The organism is Streptomyces sp. NPDC057963 (assembly GCF_042887155.1).
GTDB lineage: Bacteria > Actinomycetota > Actinomycetes > Streptomycetales > Streptomycetaceae > Streptomyces.
This window is the reverse complement of record NZ_JBHVPX010000008.1, coordinates 182,943-207,309: the sequence shown is the minus strand read 5'-3', so window position 1 is coordinate 207,309 and position 24,367 is coordinate 182,943. Positions and strand designations below refer to the sequence as shown.

At 71.9% G+C, this 24,367-nt stretch carries 19 protein-coding genes; 9 read left to right on the top strand and 10 right to left on the bottom strand.

The window, feature by feature from the left end:
• Positions 1-100: 100 nt before the first annotated feature.
• From murD to rsmH, 7 genes are read right to left on the bottom strand one after another with little or no spacing between them, the layout of a single operon-like run.
• The gene (gene murD, locus ACFVT1_RS20675; RefSeq protein ID WP_389797748.1) at positions 101-1,528 is read right to left on the bottom strand and encodes a UDP-N-acetylmuramoyl-L-alanine--D-glutamate ligase; all 1,428 of its coding nucleotides are present in this window, start codon (positions 1,526-1,528) and stop codon (positions 101-103) included.
• Positions 1,525-2,595 (bottom strand): phospho-N-acetylmuramoyl-pentapeptide-transferase, encoded by a 1,071-nt coding sequence (gene mraY, locus ACFVT1_RS20670; protein WP_362208390.1) that lies wholly within the window; start codon positions 2,593-2,595, stop codon positions 1,525-1,527. The genes murD and mraY overlap by 4 nt, the downstream gene beginning before the upstream one ends.
• Positions 2,592-3,998 (bottom strand): UDP-N-acetylmuramoyl-tripeptide--D-alanyl-D-alanine ligase, encoded by a 1,407-nt coding sequence (gene murF, locus ACFVT1_RS20665; protein WP_389797374.1) that lies wholly within the window; start codon positions 3,996-3,998, stop codon positions 2,592-2,594. Before murF ends, mraY begins: the two co-directional genes overlap by 4 nt.
• Positions 3,999-4,002: 4 nt before the next feature.
• Positions 4,003-5,727, bottom strand: a complete 1,725-nt coding sequence (locus ACFVT1_RS20660) for a UDP-N-acetylmuramoyl-L-alanyl-D-glutamate--2,6-diaminopimelate ligase (RefSeq protein ID WP_389797371.1) — start codon at positions 5,725-5,727, stop codon at positions 4,003-4,005.
• Between the two features lie 18 nt (positions 5,728-5,745).
• The gene (locus ACFVT1_RS20655; protein WP_389797369.1) at positions 5,746-7,728 is read right to left on the bottom strand and encodes a penicillin-binding transpeptidase domain-containing protein; all 1,983 of its coding nucleotides are present in this window, start codon (positions 7,726-7,728) and stop codon (positions 5,746-5,748) included.
• Positions 7,729-7,732: 4 nt separating this feature from the next.
• Positions 7,733-8,308 (bottom strand): septum formation initiator family protein, encoded by a 576-nt coding sequence (locus ACFVT1_RS20650; RefSeq protein ID WP_389797366.1) that lies wholly within the window; start codon positions 8,306-8,308, stop codon positions 7,733-7,735.
• 49 nt (positions 8,309-8,357) lie between these two features.
• Positions 8,358-9,323, bottom strand: a complete 966-nt coding sequence (gene rsmH / locus ACFVT1_RS20645) for a 16S rRNA (cytosine(1402)-N(4))-methyltransferase RsmH (RefSeq protein ID WP_389797363.1) — start codon at positions 9,321-9,323, stop codon at positions 8,358-8,360.
• A 378-nt stretch (positions 9,324-9,701) separates the two neighbouring features.
• On the opposite strand from rsmH, the gene ACFVT1_RS20640 reads away from it, so the two are divergent.
• From ACFVT1_RS20640 to ACFVT1_RS20625, 4 genes are all read left to right on the top strand, one after another.
• Positions 9,702-10,271, top strand: coding sequence for a beta-class carbonic anhydrase (locus ACFVT1_RS20640; protein ID WP_389797362.1), 570 nt, complete (start codon positions 9,702-9,704; stop codon positions 10,269-10,271).
• Positions 10,272-10,513: 242 nt separating this feature from the next.
• Positions 10,514-11,560 (top strand): AAA family ATPase, encoded by a 1,047-nt coding sequence (locus ACFVT1_RS20635; RefSeq protein ID WP_389797360.1) that lies wholly within the window; start codon positions 10,514-10,516, stop codon positions 11,558-11,560.
• Complete coding sequence (locus ACFVT1_RS20630) at positions 11,560-12,954, top strand: DUF58 domain-containing protein (RefSeq protein ID WP_389797357.1); 1,395 nt, start codon at positions 11,560-11,562, stop codon at positions 12,952-12,954. Before ACFVT1_RS20635 ends, ACFVT1_RS20630 begins: the two co-directional genes overlap by 1 nt.
• Positions 12,951-15,371 (top strand): DUF3488 and DUF4129 domain-containing transglutaminase family protein, encoded by a 2,421-nt coding sequence (locus tag ACFVT1_RS20625; RefSeq protein WP_389797355.1) that lies wholly within the window; start codon positions 12,951-12,953, stop codon positions 15,369-15,371. The genes ACFVT1_RS20630 and ACFVT1_RS20625 overlap by 4 nt, the downstream gene beginning before the upstream one ends.
• A 515-nt stretch (positions 15,372-15,886) precedes the next feature.
• On the opposite strand, the gene ACFVT1_RS20620 is transcribed toward ACFVT1_RS20625, so the two are convergent.
• The 3 genes from ACFVT1_RS20620 to ACFVT1_RS20610 form a co-directional block, all read right to left on the bottom strand.
• Positions 15,887-16,279, bottom strand: a complete 393-nt coding sequence (locus ACFVT1_RS20620; RefSeq protein WP_362204555.1) for a DUF3040 domain-containing protein — start codon at positions 16,277-16,279, stop codon at positions 15,887-15,889.
• Between the two features lie 321 nt (positions 16,280-16,600).
• The gene (locus ACFVT1_RS20615; protein WP_389797352.1) at positions 16,601-17,359 is read right to left on the bottom strand and encodes a class I SAM-dependent methyltransferase; all 759 of its coding nucleotides are present in this window, start codon (positions 17,357-17,359) and stop codon (positions 16,601-16,603) included.
• A 102-nt stretch (positions 17,360-17,461) separates the two neighbouring features.
• Positions 17,462-17,989, bottom strand: a complete 528-nt coding sequence (locus ACFVT1_RS20610; protein ID WP_362204549.1) for an SAV_6107 family HEPN domain-containing protein — start codon at positions 17,987-17,989, stop codon at positions 17,462-17,464.
• Positions 17,990-18,156: 167 nt separating this feature from the next.
• On the opposite strand from ACFVT1_RS20610, the gene ACFVT1_RS20605 reads away from it, so the two are divergent.
• From ACFVT1_RS20605 to ACFVT1_RS20585, 5 genes are all read left to right on the top strand, one after another.
• Complete coding sequence (locus ACFVT1_RS20605; RefSeq protein WP_389797349.1) at positions 18,157-18,945, top strand: ATP-binding cassette domain-containing protein; 789 nt, start codon at positions 18,157-18,159, stop codon at positions 18,943-18,945.
• Positions 18,917-21,004 (top strand): YhgE/Pip family protein, encoded by a 2,088-nt coding sequence (locus tag ACFVT1_RS20600; protein WP_389797346.1) that lies wholly within the window; start codon positions 18,917-18,919, stop codon positions 21,002-21,004. Before ACFVT1_RS20605 ends, ACFVT1_RS20600 begins: the two co-directional genes overlap by 29 nt.
• Positions 21,005-21,033: 29 nt before the next feature.
• Entirely contained in the window at positions 21,034-21,645 is a 612-nt protein-coding gene (locus tag ACFVT1_RS20595; protein ID WP_389797343.1) for a TetR/AcrR family transcriptional regulator, read from the top strand.
• A 383-nt stretch (positions 21,646-22,028) separates the two neighbouring features.
• Positions 22,029-22,646 carry a DUF4126 domain-containing protein gene (locus ACFVT1_RS20590; RefSeq protein WP_389797340.1) on the top strand — a complete coding sequence of 206 codons (618 nt, stop codon included), beginning with the start codon at positions 22,029-22,031 and terminating at the stop codon, positions 22,644-22,646.
• A 30-nt stretch (positions 22,647-22,676) separates the two neighbouring features.
• Positions 22,677-24,194 (top strand): phytoene desaturase family protein, encoded by a 1,518-nt coding sequence (locus tag ACFVT1_RS20585; protein WP_389797338.1) that lies wholly within the window; start codon positions 22,677-22,679, stop codon positions 24,192-24,194.
• Positions 24,195-24,367 lie beyond the last annotated feature (173 nt).

Below are 24,367 nucleotides of genomic sequence, written 5' to 3'. Positions count from 1 at the left end.
TCCACTGCTCGTGCCCGGGGCCGCCGCCGCGGGCCGCGGCCCGTGGCGCGGCCGACCGCACCCGGTCGTCCGGGGCAGTACGGCGCGGAGGCCGGGCCCGTCAGGCGCTCTCTGCGGCGAGTGCGCGGACCGCGTCCGCGAACGCCTCGCCCCGCTTGTTGTAATTGACGAACATGTCCATCGAGGCGCAGGCCGGGGCCATCAGTACGGTGTCTCCCGGCCGGGCGAGCCGTGCCGCCTCGCGGACCGCCTCGGACATCGCCCCAGTGTCGGTCCGGTCGAGGTCGACCACCGGGACCTCGGGGGCGTGTCGCGCGAGGGCTTCGCGGATCAGGGCCCGGTCCCGGCCGAACAGTACGACGCCCCGCAGCCGCCCCGCGGCCCCGGTCACCAACCCGTCGAACGTGGCGCCCTTGCCCAGGCCGCCGGCGATCCAGACGATCGGGTCGTAGGCCGCGAGGGACGCCTCGGCGGCGTGGGTGTTGGTGGCCTTGGAGTCGTCGATGTACGCGACCCCGGCGACATCCGCGACGTGCTCGATGCGGTGCGGGTCGGGGCGGAAGGCCCGCAGCCCGTCCCGTACGGCCGCGGGCTCGACGCCGAAGGCGCGGGCCAGGGCCGCGGCCGCCAGGGCGTTGGCGATGTTGTGCGGGGCCGGCGGGTTGACGTCGGTGACCTCGGCGAGCTCCTGGGCCTGCTTCTGCCGGTTCGTCACGAAGGCGCGGTCGACGAGGATGCCCTCGACGACACCCAGTTGGGACGGGCCCGGTGTGCCCAGGGTGAAACCGATGGCGCGGCAGCCCTCCTCCACGTCGGCCCCGCGGACCAGGTCCTCGGTCGCCTTCTCGGCCGCGTTGTAGACGCAGGCGACGCGGTTGCCCTCGTAGATCCGGCCCTTGTCCGCGACGTACGCCTCCATGGAGCCGTGCCAGTCGAGGTGGTCGGGGGCCAGATTGAGGACGGCCGCGGAGTGGGCGCGCAGCGAGGGCGCCCAGTGCAGCTGGTAGCTGGACAGCTCGACGGCGAGTACGTCGTACTCCTCGTCGCCGAGGACGGCGTCGAGGAGGGAGACGCCGATGTTGCCGACCGCGGCGGTGCGCAGCCCGGCCGCCTCCAGGATCGAGGCGAGCATCCGTACGGTCGTGGTCTTGCCGTTGGTACCGGTGACCGCGAGCCAGGGTGCCGGCTCCCTGCCGCCTTCGCCGCGCAGCCGCCAGGCGAGTTCGACGTCGCCCCAGACCGGGACGCCCGCCTCGGCGGCTGCGGTGAAGAGCGGCTTGCCGGGGTGCCAGCCGGGGGTGGTGACGATGAGCTCGGTGGACTCGGGCAGGGTCGCCCCGTCGCCGAGGCGCACGGTGATGCCCTGCGCCTCCAGCTCCGCGGCCTGCGCACGGGAACGCTCGTCGTCCCCGTCGTTGACCACCGTGACGACGGCCCCGAGGCCGTGCAGCACGGTGGCCGCCGGGATTCCGGAGACGCCGAGTCCCGCGACGGTGACGTGCTTGCCCTGCCAGTCCTGGTTGCTCACTTCTCGGCTGCCCATCCCGCGTAGAAGAGACCGAGTCCGACGATCACGCACATGCCCTGGATGATCCAGAAGCGGACCACGACAAGGACTTCGGACCACCCCTTGAGTTCGAAGTGGTGCTGGAGCGGCGCCATCCGGAAGACCCGCTTGCCGGTCATCTTGAAGGAGCCGACCTGGATGACCACGGACATGGTGATCATCACGAAGAGGCCGCCGAGGACGGCCATCAGGAACTCCGTACGGGAGCAGATCGCCAGACCGGACAGGGCGCCGCCGAGGGCGAGCGAGCCGGTGTCGCCCATGAAGATCTTGGCGGGCGAGGTGTTCCACCACAGGAAGCCGAAACAGGCGCCCATCAGCGCGGAGGCGACGACCGCGAGGTCGAGTGGATCGCGTACCTCGAAGCAGGCGTTGGGGTTGGTCAGGGTCGTCGCGTTGGCGCACGACTCCTGGAACTGCCACAGCCCGATGAAGGTGTACGCGCCGAAGACCATCACCGACGCGCCGGTGGCCAGGCCGTCCAGACCGTCCGTCAGGTTCACGCCGTTGGACATGGCGAGGATCATGAACAGCGCCCAGACGACGAACAGCACCGGGCCGATCGACCAGCCGAAGTCCGCGACGAACGACAGCTTGGTGGAGGCCGGGGTGTTGCCCCGGGCGTCGGCGAACTGGAGCGAGAGCACCGCGAAGGCGATACCGACGATCAGCTGGCCCGCCATCTTCGCCTTGGCCCGCAGACCCAGCGAACGCTGCTTGACGATCTTGATGTAGTCGTCGAGGAAGCCGACGAGACCCATGCCGGCCATCAGGAAGAGCACCAGCACACCGGAGAAGCGCATCTCCTCGCCGGTGATCACCTTCGCCAGGACGTACGCGATGATCGTCGCCAGGATGAAGGCAATACCGCCCATGGTGGGCGTGCCCTTCTTGGAGCCGTGGGTGCGCGGGCCGTCGTCCCGGATGAACTGCCCGTATCCCTTGCGGGCCAGCAGCTTGATCAGCAGCGGAGTCCCGACCAGGGTCAGGAAGAGCCCGATGGCCCCCGCGAAGAGGATCTGCCTCATCGGCCGGTGACCTCGCCCTCGGACGCGTTCTCCAGCAGTGCCATGGCGACCTGCTCCAGGCCGACCGACCGGGACGCCTTCACCAGCACGACGTCTCCCGGGCGCAGTTCACTGCGCAACAGGTCGACGGCAGCCTGTGCGTCGGACACGTGCACCGACTCCTCACCCCACGAACCCTCGTTGTATGCGCCCAGTTGCAGCCAGGAGGCCTCTCTGCCCCCGACTGCGACGAGCTTGCTGACGTTGAGCCGGACGGCGAGCCGTCCGACCGCGTCGTGCTCGGCGAGCGAGGCGTCGCCCAGCTCGGCCATGGGGCCGAGCACCGCCCACGTACGCCGGCCCTTCCCCATGGCGGCCAGCGCGCGCAGCGCTGCTTTCATGGATTCGGGGTTCGCGTTGTAGGCGTCATTGACGAACGTCACGCCGTCCGGACGCTCGGTGACCTCCATGCGCCAGCGGGAGAGGGTGCCCGCCTCGGAGAGCCCTTCGGCGATCTCGTCTGCGGACAGGCCCAACTCATGGGCGACGGCGGCCGCGGCGAGCGCGTTCGACACGTGGTGCTCACCGTACAGGCGCATGGTCACGTCGCTGCACCCGGTGGGTGTGTGGAGCTTGAAAGCGGGACGGCCGTCGTCGGTGAGACGGACGTTCTCTCCCCGTACGTCCGCATCCGCGGCTTCGCCGAAGAGCAGCACCCGGGCTTTCGTACGGGAGGTCATGGCGCGCACGAGCGGGTCGTCGGCGTTGAGCACGGCGAGGCCGTCCTCGGGCAGCGACTCGACCATCTCGCCCTTGGCCTGGGCGATCTGCTCGCGGCCGCCGAACTCGCCGATGTGGGCGGTGCCCACATTGAGGACGAGACCGATCCGGGGCGGGACGAGGCCGGTGAGGTAGCGGATGTCGCCGACGTAGCGTGCGCCCATTTCGAGGACGAGGTGCTGGGTGTCCCCGGTGGCGCGCAGAGCGGTGAGCGGCAGGCCGATCTCGTTGTTGAGGTTGCCCGCCGGGTAGACCGTGGGCCCCTTGCGTTCGAGGAGTTGGGCGATGAGATCCTTGGTGGAGGTCTTGCCCGCGGAGCCGGTGAGGGCGACGACGGTGGTGCCGAGGCGGCCGACGACGGCGCGGGCCAGCGCACCGAGGGCGGCCACGACGTCATCGACGACGATCGCCGGAACACCGACGGGGCGGGCGGCCAGCACGGCTGCCGCGCCCGCCTCGACGGCGCGCTGCGCATAGTCGTGGCCGTCGACCCGCTCGCCGGCGAAGGCGACGAACAGGCTGCCTTGCTTCACCTCTCGCGAGTCGATGACGACGGGCCCGCTGACGATTGCTGCCGGATCGGGTATGTCGTGCGACTGCCCGCCGACGATTTCGGCGATCTCGGCGAGGGAAAGGGCGATCACTTGGTCATCCCTGACTGTTCTCGTGGGTGTGGGCGCGGTGGGCGGTGCTCTCGGCGCCGCTGTGCCCCAGGGAGCGTTCGACGGCCGCGCGCAGGACCACGCGGTCGTCGAAGGGGCGTACCACGCCGTGGATGTCCTGGCCCTGCTCGTGGCCCTTGCCGGCGATCAGCACGGTGTCACCGGGCTCGGCGCGGGCGACCGCGGTGGCGATGGCGGCGGCCCGGTCGGCGTCGACCAGGACGTCGCCCCGCTCGTGGACGGGCACCTCGGCGGCGCCCGCGAGCATTGCGGCCAGGATTCCGAGGGGGTCCTCGGAACGGGGGTTGTCGGACGTCAGTACGGCGGTGTCGGCCAGGCGGGCCGCGGCGGCGCCCATCGGCCCGCGCTTGGTGGTGTCGCGGTCGCCGCCGCAGCCGAGGACGACGTGCAGCCTGCCCTCGGTGACCTTCCGCAGGGAGCGCAGCACGGATTCGACGGCGTCGGTCTTGTGCGCGTAGTCGACGACCGCGAGGTACGGCTGTCCGGCGTCGACGCGTTCCAGCCGGCCGGGGACGCCCGGAACGGCGGCGACACCGTCGGCCGCGGTCTGCGGGTCCAGCCCCGCGACGGCGAGCGTGACGATCGCGGCGAGGGTGTTGGCGACGTTGAACGGGCCGGGCAGCGGGGCCCTGGCGGCGATCCGCTCGTCCTTGGGGCCGACGACGGTGAAGGTGGAGCCCAGCGGCCCGACTTCGACGTCCTCGGCACGCCAGTCGGCGTCCGGGTGGCCCTCGGCGGAGAAGGTGACGACGGGGACGGACGCCTCGCTGATCAGCCTGCGGCCGTAGTCGTCGTCGAAGTTGACGACGCCCTGCCGGCTGCGCCGCGGGGTGAAGAGCTGCGCCTTGGCCTGGAAGTAGTCCTCCATCCCGGAGTGGAACTCCATGTGCTCCGGGCTGAGGTTGTTGAAGACCGCGACGTCGAAGACACAGCCGTCGACCCTTCCGAGCACCAGGGCGTGGCTGGAGACCTCCATCGTCACCGAGTCGACCCCGCGTTCGCGCATGACGGCGAACAGGGCCTGCAGGTCGGTGGCTTCGGGGGTGGTGCGCTCGGACTTGATGCGCTCGTCGCCGATCCGCGTCTCCACGGTGCCGATCAGCCCGGTGGCGCGCCCGGCGCCGCGGAAACCGCCCTCGATGAGGTACGCGGTGGTGGTCTTTCCCGAGGTTCCGGTGATGCCGATCTGGAGGAGGCCGGCACCGGGCCGTCCGTAGATCTCGGCGGCGAGTTCGCCCATCCGGCCGCGGGGGTCCTCGGTGACCAGCACCGGCAGCCCGGTGGCGGCGGCGCGCTCGGCGCCGGCCGGGTCGGTGAGGACCGCCGCCGCGCCGAGGCCGGCCGCCTGGGCGGCGAAGTCGGCACCGTGGAAGCGGGCGCCCGGCAGGGCGGCGTACAGATCGCCGGGGCGGACCGCTCGCGAGTCGTGGGTGATGCCGGTGACCTCGCCGGTTCCCGGCGGTTCGACTCCCAGCCGGGCTGCCAGCTCGCCGAGGGGCGTCGGCCCGATCCGGTCAGGACGAGGCGCTCCCGGGTAGTTCACAGGGGCGTTTTTCTGGGTGGTTTGGAACTGATCAGCGTGGGGCACGGCGGTGAGCGTACCGGGCGCACCCGGCCTCTCGCGAAGTGAGGGGGCGGCGTTCCGGTGGTTCCCGTTCCGGTTCCCGGGATCGGGGGTGATGGTTGTCACTGGTCGGTCTCCCCGTGTTCACTGGCCGGGCTGGAAGGACACCGGCAGCCGGGCTGGCTCGGTGCCGGACGGTGGGGTCTGGAGGGTCTTCAGCGCGAATTCCATGACCTGCTTGTAGATCGGTCCGCAGATCTGGCCGCCGAAGTAGCTGCCCTTGGTCGGGTTCTGGATCGCGCAGTAGACGGTGATCTGCGGGTTGTCGGCGGGTGCGAAGCCCGCGAAGGACGCGGTGTAGCCGTGGTAGCCGCCGCGCACCGGGTCGACCCGGTTGGCCGTACCGGTCTTTCCGGCCACCCGGTATCCGGGGATCTTGGCCTTCGTTCCGGTGCCCTCCTCGTCTCCGACCACCGACTCCAGCATGGCGGCGACCGTCTTGGCGGTCTTCTCGCTGACCACCCGGCTCCGTTCGGGAGCCGGAGCGGCCTCGAAGTGGCCGTCGGGGCCCTTGGTGCCGCGGACCAGTGTGGGCTCGACGCGGACCCCGCCGTTGGCGATCGTCGAGTAGATGGAGGCGGCCTGCATGGCGTTGAGCGAGAGGCCCTGGCCGAACGGGATCGTGTACTGCTGCGAGGTCGACCAGTCCCCGGGCTTGGCGAGGATGCCGGGGGTCTCGCCCGGGTAGTCGAGACCGGTCGGCGAGCCGATCCCGAACTTGCGCAGGTAGGAGTAGAGAACGCGGTTGGCCTCGGCCTGGGTCCTGCCGAGCTCTCCGGTGGCCAGGATGGTGCCGATGTTGCTGGACTTGGCGAGTACGCCGTTGAGCGTCAGGTACCAGGTGGGGTGGTCGATGTCGTCCTTGAAGAGCCGGTCGCCGCGGTGCAGCCGGTTGGGGACGGTGACGTGGGTGCGGGGGGTGGCTACACCCTCCTCCAGCACGGCGGCCATGGACATGACCTTGCTGGTGGAGCCGGGCTCGTACACGTCCTGGAGTGCCGCGTTGCCCAGCGACGCCGCGTCGGCCTGTGAGAGGTCGTTGGGGTCGAAGCCGGGGGCGTTGGCCATGGCGAGGACCTCGCCGGTCCTGGTGTTCTGCACGACGACGTAGCCGCGGTCCGCCTTGGACTTCTTCACCTGGTCGGTGATGGCCTGCTGGGCGGCCCACTGGATGTCGCGGTCGATGGTCAGCTCGATGTCGGACCCGGCGACGGCCGGAACCTCCTGGGTGCCCGCGGTGGGCACCCGCCGGCCGCCGGACTGGGCATACTTGATCTTGCCGTCCTCGCCCGCCAGCTTCTTGTCCAGCTGCGATTCGAGGCCGCCCGCGCCCTTGCCGTCGGCGTTGACATAACCCAGTATTCCGGCGGCGAGCCCTCCGTTGGGATAGACGCGCCTGGTGGTCGACTCCTGGAAGACCCCGGCCAGCACGTTGGCCCCGGGACCGCCGGCCGCCTTCTCCTTCGCAGCCTTTTCGGCAAAGACGGACTTGAGATCCTTGATCTGATTCCAGACCTGCGGGGTCTGGCGGCGGGCCAGCACGGTGTACCGGCCCTTCTTGGACAGTTTCGCGGTCAGTTCGGCGGCGTCAACACCGAGGATCGGGGCGAGGAGCGCCGCCGCCTGCCGGGGAGCGTCCGGCGCCTTGCTGAATTCGGGCGTGAACATCGACGGGTCGGCGGTGATGTCGTACGCGTCGACGCTCGTGGCCAGCGCGATACCGCTGCGGTCGGTGATCTGGCCGCGCTCGGCGGAGATCGTGTAGCTGAGGTAGCGGTTCTCCTTGGCCTTGGCCGCGTATGCGGGGGCGTCGACGGCCTGGACCTGGAGAAGCCGGACGACGAACACCAGCATGACGAGGGTCAGAGCAATGCTGACCAGGCGGAGCCGGGGGCGCGGGCTGCCGAGGCGGAGGACGCGCGCGGGGCGGTTGCGGGGCGCGCGGGCGCGGGGCGCCGGGGAGGAGGGGCGGCGGGCGGCGGGCCGGGGGCGGCTCTGGCCGCCGGCGGCGCCGCGGGGGCGCGCGGGGCCGGGGACCCGGCGGCGCGGTGGTTCCTTGGGAGACACTGCGTCACCTGCCGGGGCTCGTCGGGGGCTGGTCTGCCGGGGTACGCGGCCCGGCGGGCGGGACCGCGGAGGTGCTGGGCCTCACGGCCCCGCCCGAAGAGGTGGCGGGTACCGAGGGGGAGTGCAAGGGCGAGCCGGTGGCCGGAGCGGGTGCGCCGGCGGGCGGTGCGGTCGCGGGGGTACTGGGCTTCCGCGGCGGCGGGGACGGCTCGGCGCTGGACTCCGCCGGTTCGCCGCGGACCGTACCGTCCGGATCGAGGAAGGCGGGACTGCCGCCGGGCACCATGCCCAGTTGGCGGGCGCGCCGTTCCAGGGCATCCGGCTTGGAGTAGCTGTCGACGTCGTTCTGGAGGGCCTGCTGCTCGTCGGTGAGCTCGGTGGTCCGCTTCTTCAGCTCGCTCAGCCTGAACGATCCTTCGTTGAGGGCCGAGTTGAGCACCAGAAGCGTGATCAGACCGCCGCCGAGGAGCAGCACGACCAGCAGCACGAAGGGGGTACGGGCCGCGTTGCTGGGCCCGGACGGCATCAGCCGGACGAGCCGCGCCGCCCGCCCTTTCAACTGCCCGGCCGCTCTGCTCACCGCGCCGCCCCGGGCGTCACCGGTGTCCGGCCTCCCGGACGCCGGACGCTCATCGTTCCTCCTCGCGGATCCGCTGGGCGCCACGCAGCCGGGCGGGAGCGGCTCGCCGGTTCTCGGCGACCTCCTCCTCGGTGGGCAGCTCCGCGCCGCGGGTCAGCAGCTTCAGCCGGGGCTGATAGCGCTCGGGGACCACCGGCAGTCCGGGCGGCGCGGTCGTGGCGGCGCCCGCCGCGAAGACCTGCTTGACCAGCCGGTCCTCCAGCGAGTGGTAGGAGAGGACGGCGATGCGGCCGCCGACCGCGAGACTCTGCACGGCGGCCGGAATGGCCCGTTCCAGGACGGTGAGCTCGCCGTTGACCTCGATGCGCAGCGCCTGGAAGGTGCGCTTGGCAGGGTTGCCGCCGGTGCGTTTGGCGGCCTGCGGCAGCGAGTCGCGGATCAGCTCGACGAGCCGGGCGCTGTTGCTGAACGGCTCCTTCTCGCGCTCGCGCACGATCGCGGAGACGATCCGCTTGGCCTGCTTCTCCTCGCCGTACGCCCGCAGGATCCGCACCAGTTCGCCCGGCGGGTAGGTGTTGAGCACCTCGGCCGCGCTGATGCCGGCTGTCTGGTCCATGCGCATGTCGAGCGGGGCGTCCTGGGCGTACGCGAATCCGCGGTCGGCCTCGTCCAGCTGCATGGAGGAGACACCGAGGTCGAAGAGGATGCCCTGAACCTTCGGGACACCGAGCCGGGCGAGCACCTCGGGCAGTTCGTCGTAGACCGCGTGCACCAGGGTGGCCCGGTCCCCGTACGGGGCGAGCCGCTCGCCGGAGAGCCGCAGCGCCTCCTTGTCCCGGTCCAGCGCGATCAGGCGCGCGGAGGGGAAGGAGGAGAGCAGCGCCTCGCTGTGTCCGCCGAGGCCGAGGGTGCAGTCGATGACCACGGGCTGCTGCGGGCCCGGCGCCTCCAGAGCCGGGGCCAACAGGTCCAGGCACCGCTGGAGCATCACCGGGACGTGTCGGGTCTGGCTCATGCGCCCTCTCAGGCTCAGGTCCCGGGCGGTGGCACGTACGGCCTGGTCCCCGCCCGCTCGGAAGGGGAGGACGGCCGGCGCCGGGGAAGAGGCATCGGCCGACCGGCGAGCGGGAGAGGGCCGGACCGTACGTACGCCGCACCCGGGGGAAATCTACGGAATGTGCAGGGTGTCGGTAACTTCCCGTCACTTTAGTCCACCCTGCCATTCGATCGATTCCCGATCAATCAGCCGGACAGCGCGTCGCCCCTCCCCCGCTTCACTCGGCCGGACGAACAACTGCGAGGCTTGTGGGTTACCTCACAACAAGCCTCGTTGACGTTCTTTGTCCCTTCCCACAGCACGACGCGGCCACCGGTGGGAGCTAACGTCATATCCATGTCGACTTCCGCACACTCCTCCGCCGGGCCTTCCGCGCCCACCGCCGACCGGCCCCGCACCGGAGGCACGGTCACCGACCGCCTCGTCGAGGCGAATGTCCGGTACGCCGCCGGATTCGAGGACCCCGGCATGGACGCCAAGCCGGTGCTGCGCGTCGCCGTGGTCGCCTGCATGGATGCCCGGCTCGACCTGCACGACGCGCTCGGCCTGTCGCTCGGCGACTGCCACACCATCCGCAACGCGGGCGGCGTGGTCACCGATGACGTGATCCGTTCACTGACCATCAGCCAGCGGGCCCTGGGCACCCGCAGCGTCATACTGATCCATCACACGAACTGCGGCCTGGAGTCGATCACCGAGGAATTCCGCCAGGAGCTGGAGGTGGAGGTCGGTCAGCGTCCGGTCTGGGCCGTCGAGGCGTACAAGGACGCGGACCAGGACGTACGGCAGTCGATGCAGCGCGTACGCACCTCGCCGTTCCTGCTGCACACCGACGACGTCCGCGGCTTCGTCTTCGATGTGACCAGCGGCTTGCTGCGCGAGATCCTTCCCGCCTCCGCCTCCTGACCGCCCGGGCGCCCCACGAGGAGTCGACAACCCCACCGAACCCGACATACCGCCCCGACTTGTCCACAGGCGAGTGACACGAAGCGGTAACGGCAACAAGAATGCGCGTGTGGCATTTCGCCGGGACGTTCCCGGAGGGGTGTCCGTGTTTCGGGGTGGGCCGGGCCGCTGCACGCGCGTCGGTCCGTGACTGGGGAATCCCCTGCTCCTGGTGAGCGTGGGGCAGGGCCGAGGAGGGCCGGGTGACGACCTATGACGATCGAGCGAGCCTCACAGATCTGACCACGACTGCGGAGCGGGTGCGCAGGTCGGTGGAGAGCGTGATCGAGGGCAAGCCCGAGGTCGTACGGCTTTCGCTGACCGTACTGCTGGCGGAGGGGCATCTCCTCATCGAGGACGTGCCCGGCGTCGGCAAGACCATGCTGGCGAAGGCCCTGGCACGGTCCATCGACTGCTCGGTGCGGCGCATCCAGTTCACACCGGACCTGCTGCCCTCGGACATCACCGGTGTGTCCATCTTCGACCAGCAGCGACGCGACTTCGAGTTCAAACCGGGCGCGATCTTCGCCCAGATCGTGATCGGCGACGAGATCAACCGGGCGTCGCCGAAGACCCAGTCGGCGCTGCTGGAGTCGATGGAGGAGCGCCAGGTCACCATCGACGGGCACACGTACGAGCTGCCCGACCCGTTCATGGTGGTGGCCACCCAGAACCCGGTGGAGATGGAGGGCACCTATCCGCTGCCCGAGGCCCAGCGCGACCGGTTCATGGCGCGGGTGTCGATCGGCTATCCGAGTGCGGACGCCGAGCTGCGGATGCTCGATGTGCACGGCGGGATCCCGCCGCTCGACGATCTGCAGCCGGTGGCCCACGCCCACGACATCGTGAAGCTGATCGACGCGGTACGGACGGTCCATGTGGCCGAAGCCGTGCGGCGGTACGCGGTGGAGCTCGTCGCGGCCACCCGCAGCCACCCCGATCTCAGGCTCGGCGCCTCACCGCGGGCCACCCTTCATCTGCTGCGCGCGGCGAAGGCCTCTGCGGCGCTGAGCGGCCGGGACTACTGCCTGCCGGACGATGTGCAGGCGCTGGCGGTCCCGGTGCTCGCACACCGGCTGCTGCCGACGGCACAGGCCCAGCTGAACCGCCGTACCGCCGAGCAGGTCGTGCTGGAGATCCTCCAGCAGACACCGGTGCCGACCGCCAACGGCGGCGCCCAGGTGCAGCCCCAGCACCACCCGGGCCGGCCGGTGTACGGCCGGCCGCAGTCCGGCGTACGGCGGGTGTGATGGCCGCCGGGGGGCCGGCCGCGATGAACGACGGCGACGGCAGGGGCGGTCTGCGGGCCGCTCTGAGCGGGCTGACCACGCGTGGGCGGTCCTTCCTCGCGGCCGGTGCCGCCGCGGCGGTCTGCGCCTACGTGCTGGGCCAGGCGGACCTGCTGCGGGTCGGGCTGCTGCTCGCCGCCTTGCCGCTGGTCTGCGTGGTGGTGCTCGTCCGTACCCGCTACCGGGTCACGGGCACCAGGCGGCTCTCGCCGTCCCGGGTTCCGGCGGGCACGGAGGCACGGGTCCATCTGCGGATGGAGAACGTGTCCCGGCTGCCGACCGGGCTGCTGATGCTGCAGGACCGGGTGCCCTACGTGCTCGGGCCGCGGCCCCGGTTCGTGCTGGACCGGGTGGAGGCGGGCGGCCGTCGCGAGGTGTCCTACCGGGTGCGGTCGGATCTGCGCGGGCGCTATCCGCTGGGACCGCTGCAGCTGCGGCTGAGCGATCCGTTCGGGATGTGCGAGCTGACCCGTTCGTTCAGCGCGTACGACACCCTCGTCGTCATTCCGCGGACCGAGCCGCTGCCCCCGGTGCGGCTGGCGGGCGAGGCCTCGGGGTACGGCGAGGGACGGCAGCGTTCCCTGGCGCTGGCCGGTGACGACGACGTGATTCCGCGCGGATACCGGCACGGCGACGACCTGCGCCGCGTCCACTGGCGATCCACCGCGCGCTACGGCGAGCTGATGGTGCGCCGCGAGGAGCAGCCGCAGCGGGCCCGGTGCACGGTGCTGCTGGACACCCGGCGGATCGCCCATCAGGGGGCGGGGCCCGACTCCGCCTTCGAGTGGGCGGTGTCCGGGGCCGCGTCCACGCTGGTGCACATGCTGGAGCGCGGCTTCGCCGTCCGGCTGCTGACCGACGAAGGGAACGCCGTTCCGGGCGAGGGCGAGGGGGGCTTCGCCGGGTCGACGCAGGAGTCGGCCGACTCCGCGGGGCTGATGATGGACACCCTGGCCGTGGTCGACCACTCCGACGGGGGCGGCCTGTCGCGCGCGTACGACGTGCTGCGCGGCGGCAACGAGGGGCTGCTGATCGCCTTCTTCGGCGATCTGGACGAGGAGCAGGCGGCGGTGGCGGCCAGGATGCGGCAGCGCAGCGGCGGCGCCGTCGCGTTCGTACTGGACAGCTCGGCCTGGGTGCATGACGACGTCCCGCCCGCAGGGGCGGACACGGCGTTCGAGCAGCGGCTTCGGATGCTGCGCGAATCGGGCTGGACAGCGGTGGCGGTGACACCCGGGACGGGGCTCGCCCACTACTGGCAGCAGGCTGCGGGGCATCCGGGCGTGACGGCTCGGTCCGGCGGCGCCACAGGCGGCGCAGGTGGCACGACGGGTTTCTCCGGGGGATGGTCATGAGCGGTCGCGGTCGGCTGACGCTGTGCGCCTTCGCGGCGACGTTGATGGCGGCGGGCTCGATGCTGCCGCTGGTCGAACCGGCCGGGTGGATCCTGCAGACGGCGTTCCTGCTGGGGGTCCAGAGCGGGATGGGCGCGCTCGCCCGCCGGGTGCCCGTGCCCCGGATGCTGATCGTCGCGGCGCAGGCGGTGGCCACGCTGGTCCTGCTGACCGTGGTCTTCGCCAGGGAGCAGGCGCTGATCGGCATCCTGCCCGGTCCGGAGGCCGTGCAGCGGCTCGCGCATCTGCTGGCGTCGGGCGCCGACGATGTCAGCCGGTACGCGGCTCCGGCACCCGTGACGGACGGCATCCGGCTGATACTGATCGGCGGTGTCCTGCTGGTCGGCCTGGTCGTGGACGCCCTCGCTGTGACGTTCCGCAGCGCGGCCCCGGCCGGTCTGCCGCTGCTCGCCCTGTACTCCGTCGCCGCGGGACTCTCCGAGGGCGGAGCGGACTGGCTCTGGTTCCTGCTCGCGGCCGGCGGCTATCTGCTGCTCCTGCTGGCCGAGGGCCGGGACCGGCTCTCCCAGTGGGGGCGGGTCTTCAGCGGCGCGGCCGGCTCCCGGGGCGGTCCGGCGGTCGGTGCGGCGATTTCCGGCGGCCGCCCGACGGCCCCGGTCCGCACCGGACGCCGCATCAGTGCGCTGGCGCTGGGGATCTCGCTGTTCGTACCGGCGGCGCTGCCCGCACTCGACAGCGGTCTGCTGGCCGGTACGGGCGGCGGGGGCGGCAAGGGGGGTGGCGGCACCATCTCCGCGGTGAACCCCCTGGTCTCGTTGCAGAACAATCTGAACCAGCCGGAGAACCGGGAGGTGATGTCCTACCGCACCAATTCCGCCGACCCGCAGGACTTCTATCTGCGGATCCTGGCCCTGGACCAGTTCAACGGGAACGAGTGGCGGCCCTCCACGCGTCGGCTGAAGGAAGTGCCGAAGCGGCTCCCGGCCCCGGAGGGGCTCGGCCCCGACGTCATGGTCACGGAGATCAGCTCGAACATCTCCGCGTCCCGCTCCTACCAGCAGACCTATCTGCCGCTCCCCTACCCCGCGACCGAGGTCAGGATCGGCGGACGCTGGCGGTACGAGTCGACGGGGCGGACCCTCGTCGGTGACGGCGGGGAGACGACCCGCGGTGCGCAGTACCAGGTCTCCAGTCTGGTGGTCCGGCCGACCGCCGATCAGCTCGCCGCGGCGGGTGCCGCGCCGGCCGCTCTGCAGCGCGAGTACACCCGCGTTCCCGACTCCCTGCCGAAGGTGGTCGGACAGACCGCGGACCGGGTGACAGAGGGGGCGAGCAACGATTACGAGCGAGCGGTGAAGCTGCAGAACTTCTTCGCCTCGGAGGGCGGTTTCAGCTACGACACGTCGGTGAACTCGGGCACCGGGAGCGCGGCGATCGGCCGGTTCCTGAAGGAGAAGCGGGGCTTCTGTGTCCACTTCTCCTTCACGATGGCCGCGATGGCGCGGACGCTGGGCATTCCGGCCCGGGTGGCGGTGGGCTTCACTCCCGGCACCCAGCAGTCGAACGGTTCGATGTCGGTGGGGCTGCGCGACGCGCACGCCTGGCCTGAGCTGTACTTCGAGGGTGTCGGATGGACTCGTTTCGAGCCGACCCCGACGCGGGGTACCACCCCGTCCTACACCCAGCCCGACGCTCCGACGGGCGACACTGCCGATCCGGCACAGCCGGAGAAGGGCCCCTCGGCCGCTCCCACGGTCGCCCCGTCCGCCGCGGACGACTGCCCGGCCCAGATGCGCAAGCAGGGCGAGTGCGGCAGCTCGGCGGCGCCGGGAGTGGTGGCCCCGACGGATTCCGGGACGCCCACGGGCGCCGTTCTCGGGGTGGTTCTGGGAGCGCTGGTAATCCTGATACTGCCGCTGCTGCCACTGCTCTGGCGACTTCGGGTACGCAAGCACAGGCTGGGCTTCTCCGCAGGGCGGACACCGGCGGATGCTACGGCGAGAACACTGGCGGCCTGGGGGGAGATCATCGACACGGCGTGGGACCACGGCATCGGGCCGGACGACTCCCTGACGCCACGGAAGGCGGCGGTCCGGGTGGTGCGGCTGGGGCAGCTCGAATCCGACGGGGCCGCCGCGGTGCACCGGGTGGCGGGGGCGGTGGAGCAGGTGCTCTACGCCCCGGTGCCCCGGTCGGGTACCGGGCTCGCGGAGGACGTGGAGGCGGTACGGGCGGGTCTGCGGGCATCGGCCAGCCGGTTCGCCCGGGTTCGCGCGGTCGTGGCACCGCGCTCGACCATTCGAGTGGCCTGGGCGGCGGCCGACCGCTGGACGGCGTTCACCGGCAGGTGGGCAGTGCGGTGGGGCCGGGAACGGTGGACGGGTTGGCTGCGACGGCCGTCCCGTCAGCAGGGGTGAGAGGGAGAAACCTGAGCGGGATGCCCGCAAGCAGGGTGCGGCTCTCCCGTCGGCAGGGGCGACGGGAGGGCACGGGCCTGCGGCCCGCCTCCGTCCTCGATCCCCGAGCGGACCGGCCGGCCGACGGGCAGGCAGACAGGCAGACAGGCAGACAGGCAATCGGATCGCCCGGCACCCGCTCGCCTTCCGTCCACCGGCGCGCCGACGGGCCGACGGGCGTTTCCCGTGCCTCGTCGGCAGCCTCTCGCGGGCCCGTCGGCCGCTCGCCGGGACAGCTGAGAGGACCGCTTTCCCTCGCCGGGACCGCCGAAGGACTAATGACCGGGGGGACCGTCTGCGAGCGGCAGACGGGCCCGGCCTTCCCCTGGGACCGACCGGACAGCTGGGATCGGCCGGACAGCTGGGATCGGCCGGACAGCTGGGATCGGCCGGACGGCCGGTCCGGCCTGTCCCGGGCATGCGTGAGGGGCGGCCGCGAAACCACGGCCGCCCCTCACGCAAAGATTCTCCGGGGCCTATTGGCCCTGCTCGTCACGGCGGCGCTGCCACCGCTGCTCGATCCGGTTCATCACGGTCCGGCGCTGCCTGGGCCGACGGCTGTCGCCGCCGCCTCCGGCTGCCTGTCGCTCGCCCGGCTTGGGCGCCTTGCGCCAACCGGTGACCGCAAGGACCGCACAGCCGAGCATGACGAGGAACCCCACCACGCTGATCCAGATCTGCTGGGCGACCATTCCGGCCATGAGGAGCGCGATACCCACCAGGAAGCCTGCGACCGCCTGGTAGACCCGTCGCCGGGTGTACGTACGCAGTCCGCTTCCCTCGAGCGCTGTCGCGAACTTGGGATCTTCGGCGTACAGCGCTCGCTCCATTTGCTCGAGCATTCGCTGCTCGTGCTCCGAGAGCGGCACGGAGTCCTCCTCGTCGTCGGCCGCGGGGGGCGGCCGGTATGCGGCCCTTCCAGGATAGGCAGGGAATCGCCCCCGTGAAACCCGCCCTCTTTTGCCAATCAGCCAGTCCGGGCCGCCACGACGGCTCAGCTGCTGAGGCGTAGATTCCCCAACCTCCGATCCGTCATGCCGGATGGTGTCCCCCGATCATACGGGGCGAAGCCCCCGATCGGGGGTCCCGGGCCGTACTCCGTCTGCGGCTGCGCCCCTGATCAACCGTGCTACAGCCGCGCTACCGGTCGCCCGCTGCCGTGCTCGGTCACGCTTCGCGCCCGGAACGCCTCAGACGCGCTTCGTGCCCAGTACGTGCAGCTGCGTCGCGACGGAGTGGAAGGCGGGCAGCTCGGCCGCGGCCGCCTCCAGCTTGAGCAGGGCGTCCACGGCGCCGGGCTCGGTGTCGACCAGGACCCCGGGGACGAGGTCGGCGAAGACCCGTACGCCGTGGACCGCGCCGACTTCCACGTCGGCGGCGGAGACCAGCTCGGTGAGCTGCTCCGCGGTGTAGCGCCGGGGTACCGGGTCACCCGCGCCCCAGCGGCCCGCCGGGTCGCCGAGCGCCTGCCGGGCCTCGGTGAAGTGTCCGGCGAGCGCCCGGGCCAGGACGGCTCCGCCGAGCCCGGCGGCGAGCAGGCTGAGCGCACCCGCCGGGCGGAGCGCCTCGACCGCGTTGCGCACACCCTCGGCGGGGTCGTCCACGTACTCCAGGACTCCGTGGCACAGCACCGCGTCGTAACCACCGCGCTCGACCACGTCGAACAGGCCGTGGATGTCGCCCTGGACGCCGCGGACCCGATCGGCCACCCCGGCCTCGGCGGCGCGGCGCTCCAGGGCGAAGAGCGCGTTCGGGCTGGGGTCGACGACGGTGACCCGGTGGCCGAGACGGGCCACCGGGACCGCGAAGTTGCCGGTGCCGCCGCCGGTGTCCAGAACATCCAGGGCGTCCCTGCCGGTCGCCTTGACCTGATGGTCGAGGGCGTCCTTCAGGACCTCCCAGACCACGGCGGTACGGAGGGAGGCGCGGGGGCGCAGCTGGTCCGACACGGCAGATGACTCCTCGGCACGGTGCCGCCACTGACGGCGGAGCGTGAACAGTGCAGGTGGTACAGGTGCTGTCCACCTTATTGCCTCGCGCCGCCGTCGCCGTCATCCCGCGTCGGGCCGCTCCTTCCGGGCCTGTGGGAGCACCGGCTGAAGCATCAGCAGCCGCTCGACCAGGCGCAGGAACATCCCCGCGTCGCGCAGCAGGTCGTCGGCGTCCCGCCGACTGGCCGCGCCCGGTATGCCGGCTTCCGCGCGGGCCCTGCGGCGGGCGCCGGAGGCGAACAGCGCGCTCCATTCGGTCAGTTCGGGAGCTATTTCCGGGAGGACCTCCCAGGCGCTGCGGATCCGCTCACGGCGGCGCCTGGAGGTTTCGGGGCGGCCCCGCGCGGCGAGCACGGCGGCGGCGGTGCGCAGCGCGGCGAGGTGGGCGGTGGCATACCGCTCGTTCGGAACGTCGAGAACGGCGGCCTCGTCGAGGCCGGTGCGGGCCTGGGCGAGCAGATCGAGTGCGGCGGGCGGCGCCGTGGTGCGGCGCGGAACGGGATGGACATCGCTTGCCGGGCCGGTCAGTGAGGGAGCAGGGCCGTCTGCGCGGCGCCGCGGTGCGGCTGCTGCGGACGAGTGGGCCATGACGAAACCTCCTGTCTCGTGCAACGGCTCCGTGGCCGTATGTATCCATCGTGGCGGGCACCACTGACAATCGATCCCGTCCCTCCCCTGGCCTGCTCTTTTGCTTCGATCGCGAGTTCGGGCTACATTTTTGGACTGACTAGTCAGTTCAAAACGAGGGGGAGTCTGTGGAGAGCCCGCACGGGGCAGCTGTCACCGCCGAGGATTTCGGGCTCAAGGGACCGCGCGGCTGGGCCTTCCGGGGCGTGGACATCAAGGCCGCGCCCGGAGCGCTGGTGGCCGTCGAGGGCCCGTCCGGCTCCGGCCGCACCTGCCTGCTGCTCGCCCTCACCGGCCGGATGCGCCCCACCGAGGGCCGGGCGGAGATCGGCGGACTGCGCCTGCCGCGCAAGATGGCCGCCGTACGCCGCATCAGCGCACTGGGCCCGGTGACCGGGGTCAGCGAGCTCGACCCGGCCTTCACCGTCGCCGAGCACCTGCGCGAGCGGGCCCTGCTGCAGCACCGCTTCGACGGTTCGCTGCGTGCTCTGCTACGTCCCCGCGCCGAGCGCGTCGCCGCCGCACGGGGACGGATCGACACGGCGCTGGAAGCCGCCGGACTCGACCCCGCCACCCTGCCCAAGGCCGAGCGGACCTCCGTACGGGATCTGGAACGGCTGGAGGCGCTGCGGCTGTCCATCGCCCTCGCCCTGATCGGCCGGCCCCGGCTGCTCGCGGTGGACGACACCGATCTCAAGCTCTCCGACGCCGAACGCGCCGAGGCATGGGAGCTGCTGCGGTCCATCGCCGACGGCGGCACGACGGTACTGGCCGTGTGCAGCCAGGCACCCGAGGACGCCATCACCGTACGTACCGACACCACGGCCTCGCCGGCGCACCCGCAGGATGCCGCGGCCGAGGAGACCACGACCGAGGAGGGACCGGCCGATGCGTTCGCCGAGACTGGCCGCGCTTGAGCTGAGGCGTTTCGGCAGGGGGAAACTGCCGGTCGCCGCACTGATCGCGCTCCTGCTGCTGCCGCTGCTCTACGGCGCCCTGTACCTGTGTTCCTTCTGGGACCCGTACGGCCGCCTCGACAAGATCCCGGTCGCACTCGTCAACAACGACAAGGGCGCCACCGCCGCCGGCAAGCACATCACGGCCGGTGACGAGATCACCGGCAAGCTCCTCGACTCCAAGACCTTCGAGTGGCACGAGGTGAGTTCCGCCGAGGCCCACAAGGGCGTCGAGGACGGTACGTACTACCTCTCGCTCACCATGCCGTCGGACTTCAGCCAGCGGATCGCCTCCAGTTCGGGCGACTCCCCCGAGACCGGCGCGCTCCAGGTGCGGACCAACGACGCCAACAACTACATCGTCGGGCAGATCTCCCGGTCGGTGTTCTCCGAAGTGCGCACCGCCGCGTCGACCAACGCCTCACGCGGCTTCCTCGACCGGATCTTCATCAACTTCTCCGACCTCCACGACGCCACGGCGAAGGCGGCCAAGGGCGCCGACGACCTCAAGGGCGGCATCGGCAAGGCGAAGAAGGGGTCGCAGGATCTCGCGGACGGGCTGAAGAACGCCAAGAACGGCAGCAGCAATCTGGCCGGCGGGATCGTCAAACTGAACAAGGGCGCCGGCGACCTGGAATCCGGCTCCCGGCAGGTCGCCGACGGCACCCAGCTGCTCGCCGACAAGGTCAACGGCGTGGCGGCCGACGTCCGTCCGTTCCTGAAGGGCAACGGCAAGTCCATCGGCGACACCGCCCGGCTGGTCGCGGACTCCTCGCAGACCGTACGGGACAACCTCGACCTGCTGGTGAAGGCGGCCCCCACCGCGGCCACCGCCGCCCACACGGCCTCCGACGAACTGACCGAGGTCTACCGCACCAGCTGCACCGGGCAGTCGCCGGCCGACCCCACCACCTGCCCGCCGCTGAAGCGCGCGAAGACAGCGGCGGCCGACGTCGCGAAGGTCGCCGACGATGTGAATGTGCTGGTCACGAACCAGAACGGCGACCTGAAGAAGCTGCGCACCCGGCTGACCGCGCTGCAGCAGCAGGCCAACGACCTGGCCGGGAGCGCACCGCACCTGGACGAGGACCTGAAGTCCGCCGTGGAGAAGGTCAACGCGCTCAACACCGGTGCCCACAAGGTCGCCAAGGGAGCGAACGAACTGCACACCGGCCTGGCCACGGCCAGGACGGGCTCCGCCGACCTGGACAACGGCGTGAGCAACCTCCGGAAGGGCGCGACCGATCTGGACGGCGGGCTGATCCGGCTCGGTGACGGCTCGGCCACCCTCGCCGAGGGGCTCAACGACGGCGTCGGCAAGATCCCCGACTACGACAAGAAGGACCGCGACGCGCGCACGGAGGTCATGGCCGATCCGGTGCAGCTGGCCTCCAAGTCGCTGCACGCGGCCCCCAACTACGGCACCGGCTTCGCCCCTTACTTCATCCCGCTCTCCCTCTGGGTCGGCGCGATGGTGGCGTACATGCTGATCCAGCCGCTCAACCGGCGCGCACTCGCCGCCGGGGCGTCCGCCTGGCGGATCGCCTTCGCGGGATGGCTGCCGGTGGCCGCGATCGGACTGCTGCAGGTGGCCGCCCTGATGGCCGTACTGCACTGGGGGCTCGGGCTGCAGATGGCCCGTGCCGCCGGGACGATCGGCTTCCTCGCGCTGGTGACCTGCTGCTTCGCGGCAATCGTGCAGTGGCTCAACGCCCGGTTCGGGGCTGCCGGACGCATCCTCGTGCTGGCGGTGCTGATGCTCCAGCTGACCTCGGCCGGAGGTACGTATCCCGTCCAGACCAGCCCCGGATTCTTCAACGCGATCCACCCCTACCTGCCGATGAGTTACGTCGTCGAGGGGCTGCGACGGCTGATCACGGGCGGCGGCCTCGGCCCCGTCTGGCAGGGCAGCGCGGTGCTGCTGGCCTTCACCGCCGGGGCGCTCGCCCTGACCGCCGTCGCCGCACGCCGCAAGCAGGTGTGGACCCTGGACCGGCTCCATCCGGAGCTGAGCCTGTGAGCGGGTCCGGACCTGTGAGAATCAGGGGCATGGAAAGCAGTAGCACCACGCGCCGCCAGGCCACCCGGCAGAAGCTCTACGAGGCCGCCGTGACTCTCATCGCCGAGAAGGGCTTCTCCGCGACCACGGTGGACGAGATCGCCGAGCGCGCCGGGGTCGCCAAGGGCACGGTCTACTACAACTTCAAGAGCAAGACCGAGCTCTTCGAGGAGCTGCTGCGCCATGGCGTCGGGCTGCTCACGGCATCGCTGCGCTCCGCGGCCGAGGAGACCGGGGAGCACGGCGGCAGCAGGGTCGAGGCCCTGGACGCGATGATCAGGGCCGGTCTGGCCTTCATCGACCGCTACCCGGCCTTCACCCAGCTGTACGTCGCCGAGCTGTGGCGCACCAACCGGGCCTGGCAGGGCACCCTCCTGGTGGTGCGTCAGGAGGCCGTCGCCGTGGTCGAGGGGGTGCTGCGCGAGGCGGTGGAGAGCGGCGAGCTCAGCGAGGAGATCGACATCCCGCTGACGGCAGCCGCGCTGGTCGGCATGGTGCTGGTGGCCGCCCTGGACTGGCAGGCGTTCCAGCCGGAGCGGTCGATCGACGATGTGCACTCGGCGCTGTCGCTGCTGCTGCACGGGCGGGTCAGCGGACGCTGATCCCGGCGGCGGGGCCGCTCCCGCGGCCCGTCGCACGGACGCGCGAAGACGCCGGTCCGGCGCAGGCTCGATCCCCCCGAGCCTGCGCCGGACCGGCGTCCCCCGTGCTGCCGAAGAGCGTTTCCCCGCGACCCCCCGTTTCCCCCCGTGTGGTCCTCGGGCTCTCCGTCGTGCTCCCCCGCTCAGGAGAAGGGCCGCATCCGTTCCGCCGCCCCGTGCCGGCGGTGCCGGTGCCGCGCCCCTCTCCGTGGGTTCCACTCTCCCGTCCGCGCAGCCCGGAGCCCATCCGCGCAGCTACTCATCTCGCCGCCTAGGTACGGATACTCAGGGCTGCGCACCGATCCCCGCCCCGCGCCGCGCGCCGTCTGGTTACGATCGCGTGCGTGTCCGTACTCCCTCTGGTGTTCACAAGCGGCTGGGCGAGCGGGATCAACGCCTACGCGGTGGTCCTGCTGCTCGGTGTCTTCGGCGCGACCGGTCTGAGCGACGAGGTGCCCGCGTCGTTGCAGCGCACCGATGTCCTCGTCGTGGCCGGTGTGCTCTTCCTGTGCGAGGTGGTGGCGGACAAGATCCCGTACGTGGACTCGGTCTGGGACTCGGCGCACACGGTCATCAGGCCGGTCGCCGGGGCCGTCGTGGCGGCGCTGCTGGCCGGGGAGAGCGGTCCGCTGCCGGAGCTCGCGGCCGGGGCCGTCGGTGGTTCCACCGCGCTGATGAGCCACCTGGTGAAGGCGGGCACCAGGATGGCGGTCAACACCTCCCCCGAGCCGTTCAGCAACGTCGCGATGAGCACGGCCGAGGACCTGGGCGTCGCGGGGATCGTCACCTTCGCGATGTTCCATCCGCTGGTGGCAGCGGCCGTGGCCGGGACGCTGTTGCTGCTCGGCATGGTGATACTGGTCTTCCTGGCCTCCCGGATCCGCCGCTTCCTGCGCCGCAGGGCGCAGCGCCGCGAGAAGAAACGCCTGGCCGGGGCCGGTTCGCACTGGCCACTGGACTGAGTGTCGGCGGTGGCCGTTAAGGTCACTGACATGGCACGTATTGCGGTGATCGGCGCCGGGATGGGCGCGATGGCGGCGGCCGCCCGGCTCGCCGTGGCAGGCCACCGGGTGACGGTGTACGAGCGCTCCGGGACCTTCGGCGGCTCGGTCGGGCGGTACGCCCATGAGGGCTTCGCCTTCGACACCGGCCCCACACTGCTGCATCTGCCCGCGGTCTACCGGGACCTGTTCGTGAAGACGGGCAAGGAACCGCTGGAACGGTGCGTCACCATGACCCAGGTCGATCCGGCGAGCCGCCACGTCTTCGCGGACGGCACGGCGGTCTCGCTGCCGAACGCGTCGCGGGCCGGGGTGGTCTCCGCCCTGGACAGCGCGCTCGGGGGCGGGGCGGGCGCGGCCTGGGGCGACTTCCTCGACCGGGCTCGCGACGCCTGGGACCGGTCCCGTCGTCCGCTGCTCGAAGAGCCGCTGCGCTCCGACTGGCAGGTGCTCGGCCGTGATCCGTACCCGGCGCTCCGCCAGCGCCGCCTGCTGCGCTCCGCCCGGCAGGCGGACACGGTCGCGGAGATCGGCGCGTGGGAGCTGCCGGACCCCCGGCTGGCCGCGCTTCTCGACGGATACGCCCTGTCGTACGGGCTCGACCCGCTGCGCGCGCCGGCGGCGGCCGCCCTGCTGCCGTACATGGAGGAGACCTTCGGCAGCTGGTACGTCCGGGGCGGGACCAGGGCCCTGGCGCAGGCCGTGTACGAGCGGTGCCTGGCCAGGAAGGTGGAGTTCGTCTTCGGCGGCGAAGTGGCCCGGGTCGTCGAGAAGGACGGCCGGGCGGCGGGCGTCGAGCTCGTGGACGGGACGGTCGCGGAGGCCGGCCATGTGGTGCTGGGAGCGCGACCGCATCCGGGCCTGGTACCCGGTCAGGAGCTGCGGCGGGACGGTGACGTGGCGGTGCAGCCGCGGCCGGGGCAGGGGGTGGTGCCGGGTCGGTTCCTGGTCCTGCTGTCGCTGCGCGGCGCCCGGCCGGCGGATGCCGTGCACCGGACCCTGGTGCACCCGGCGGACGGCGCGGCGGAGCGCGAGGCGGTGTTCGGCGGCAGGCTCGCCGACCGCCCCACGGTGACGGTACTGCGCCCGGACGACCCGTCGACCCGCCCCGACGACGCGCACGAGGCGGTGACACTGAGCGCGACGGTCGCCCCGCACGGTGCGGTCGACTGGACGGACACGGCGTTGCGCGAGCGGTGCGCCGACGCGCTGATCGAGGCGGCCGACGCGGTCGTGCCGGGCATACGGGAGCGGCTGCTCCACGCCGAGGTGCGGACCCCGGCCGAGACGGCGGCGGACACCGGAGCCGAGGGCGGCTCGGTGCCCGCCCCCGCGCTCGCCGGGGCTCAGGGCGCCTATCTGCACCCGGGCAACCGCACCCGGCTGCCGGGGCTCTACACCGCGGGCGGCTGGTCGCACCCGGGAGGCGGGCTCGCCCATGCGGGAATGTCGGGAGCGCTGGTCGCCGGGCTGATCGTCGAGGGGGACGGGTTCCGGGGCTCCCAGTGAGGGAGAAGCTGCCGGGCGGGGCCCCCCCCCGGGGCGCGGGGGCCCCCGCCCCCGGCCCCCCCCCCCGTTACATTGCGGTGGTTAACCCCGACCAATGCCCCCCCCCCCCCGCCCCCCCCGCCCCCCCCCCCCCCCCCCCCCCCCCCCCCCCCCCCCGCCCCCCCCGTACCCCC

Bases quoted from the DNA above. Each gene is read 5' to 3' on its own strand.
- mraY (WP_362208390.1), bottom strand. From the start codon at position 2,595: ATGAGGCAGATCCTCTTCGCGGGGGCCATCGGGCTCTTCCTGACCCTG.
- rsmH (WP_389797363.1), bottom strand. From the start codon at position 9,323: ATGAGCCAGACCCGACACGTCCCGGTGATGCTCCAGCGGTGCCTGGAC.
- ACFVT1_RS20640 (WP_389797362.1), top strand. From the start codon at position 9,702: ATGTCGACTTCCGCACACTCCTCCGCCGGGCCTTCCGCGCCCACCGCC.
- ACFVT1_RS20630 (WP_389797357.1), top strand. From the start codon at position 11,560: ATGGCCGCCGGGGGGCCGGCCGCGATGAACGACGGCGACGGCAGGGGC.
- ACFVT1_RS20625 (WP_389797355.1), top strand. From the start codon at position 12,951: ATGAGCGGTCGCGGTCGGCTGACGCTGTGCGCCTTCGCGGCGACGTTG.
- ACFVT1_RS20610 (WP_362204549.1), bottom strand. From the start codon at position 17,989: ATGGCCCACTCGTCCGCAGCAGCCGCACCGCGGCGCCGCGCAGACGGC.
- ACFVT1_RS20600 (WP_389797346.1), top strand. From the start codon at position 18,917: ATGCGTTCGCCGAGACTGGCCGCGCTTGAGCTGAGGCGTTTCGGCAGG.
- ACFVT1_RS20595 (WP_389797343.1), top strand. From the start codon at position 21,034: ATGGAAAGCAGTAGCACCACGCGCCGCCAGGCCACCCGGCAGAAGCTC.
- ACFVT1_RS20585 (WP_389797338.1), top strand. From the start codon at position 22,677: ATGGCACGTATTGCGGTGATCGGCGCCGGGATGGGCGCGATGGCGGCG.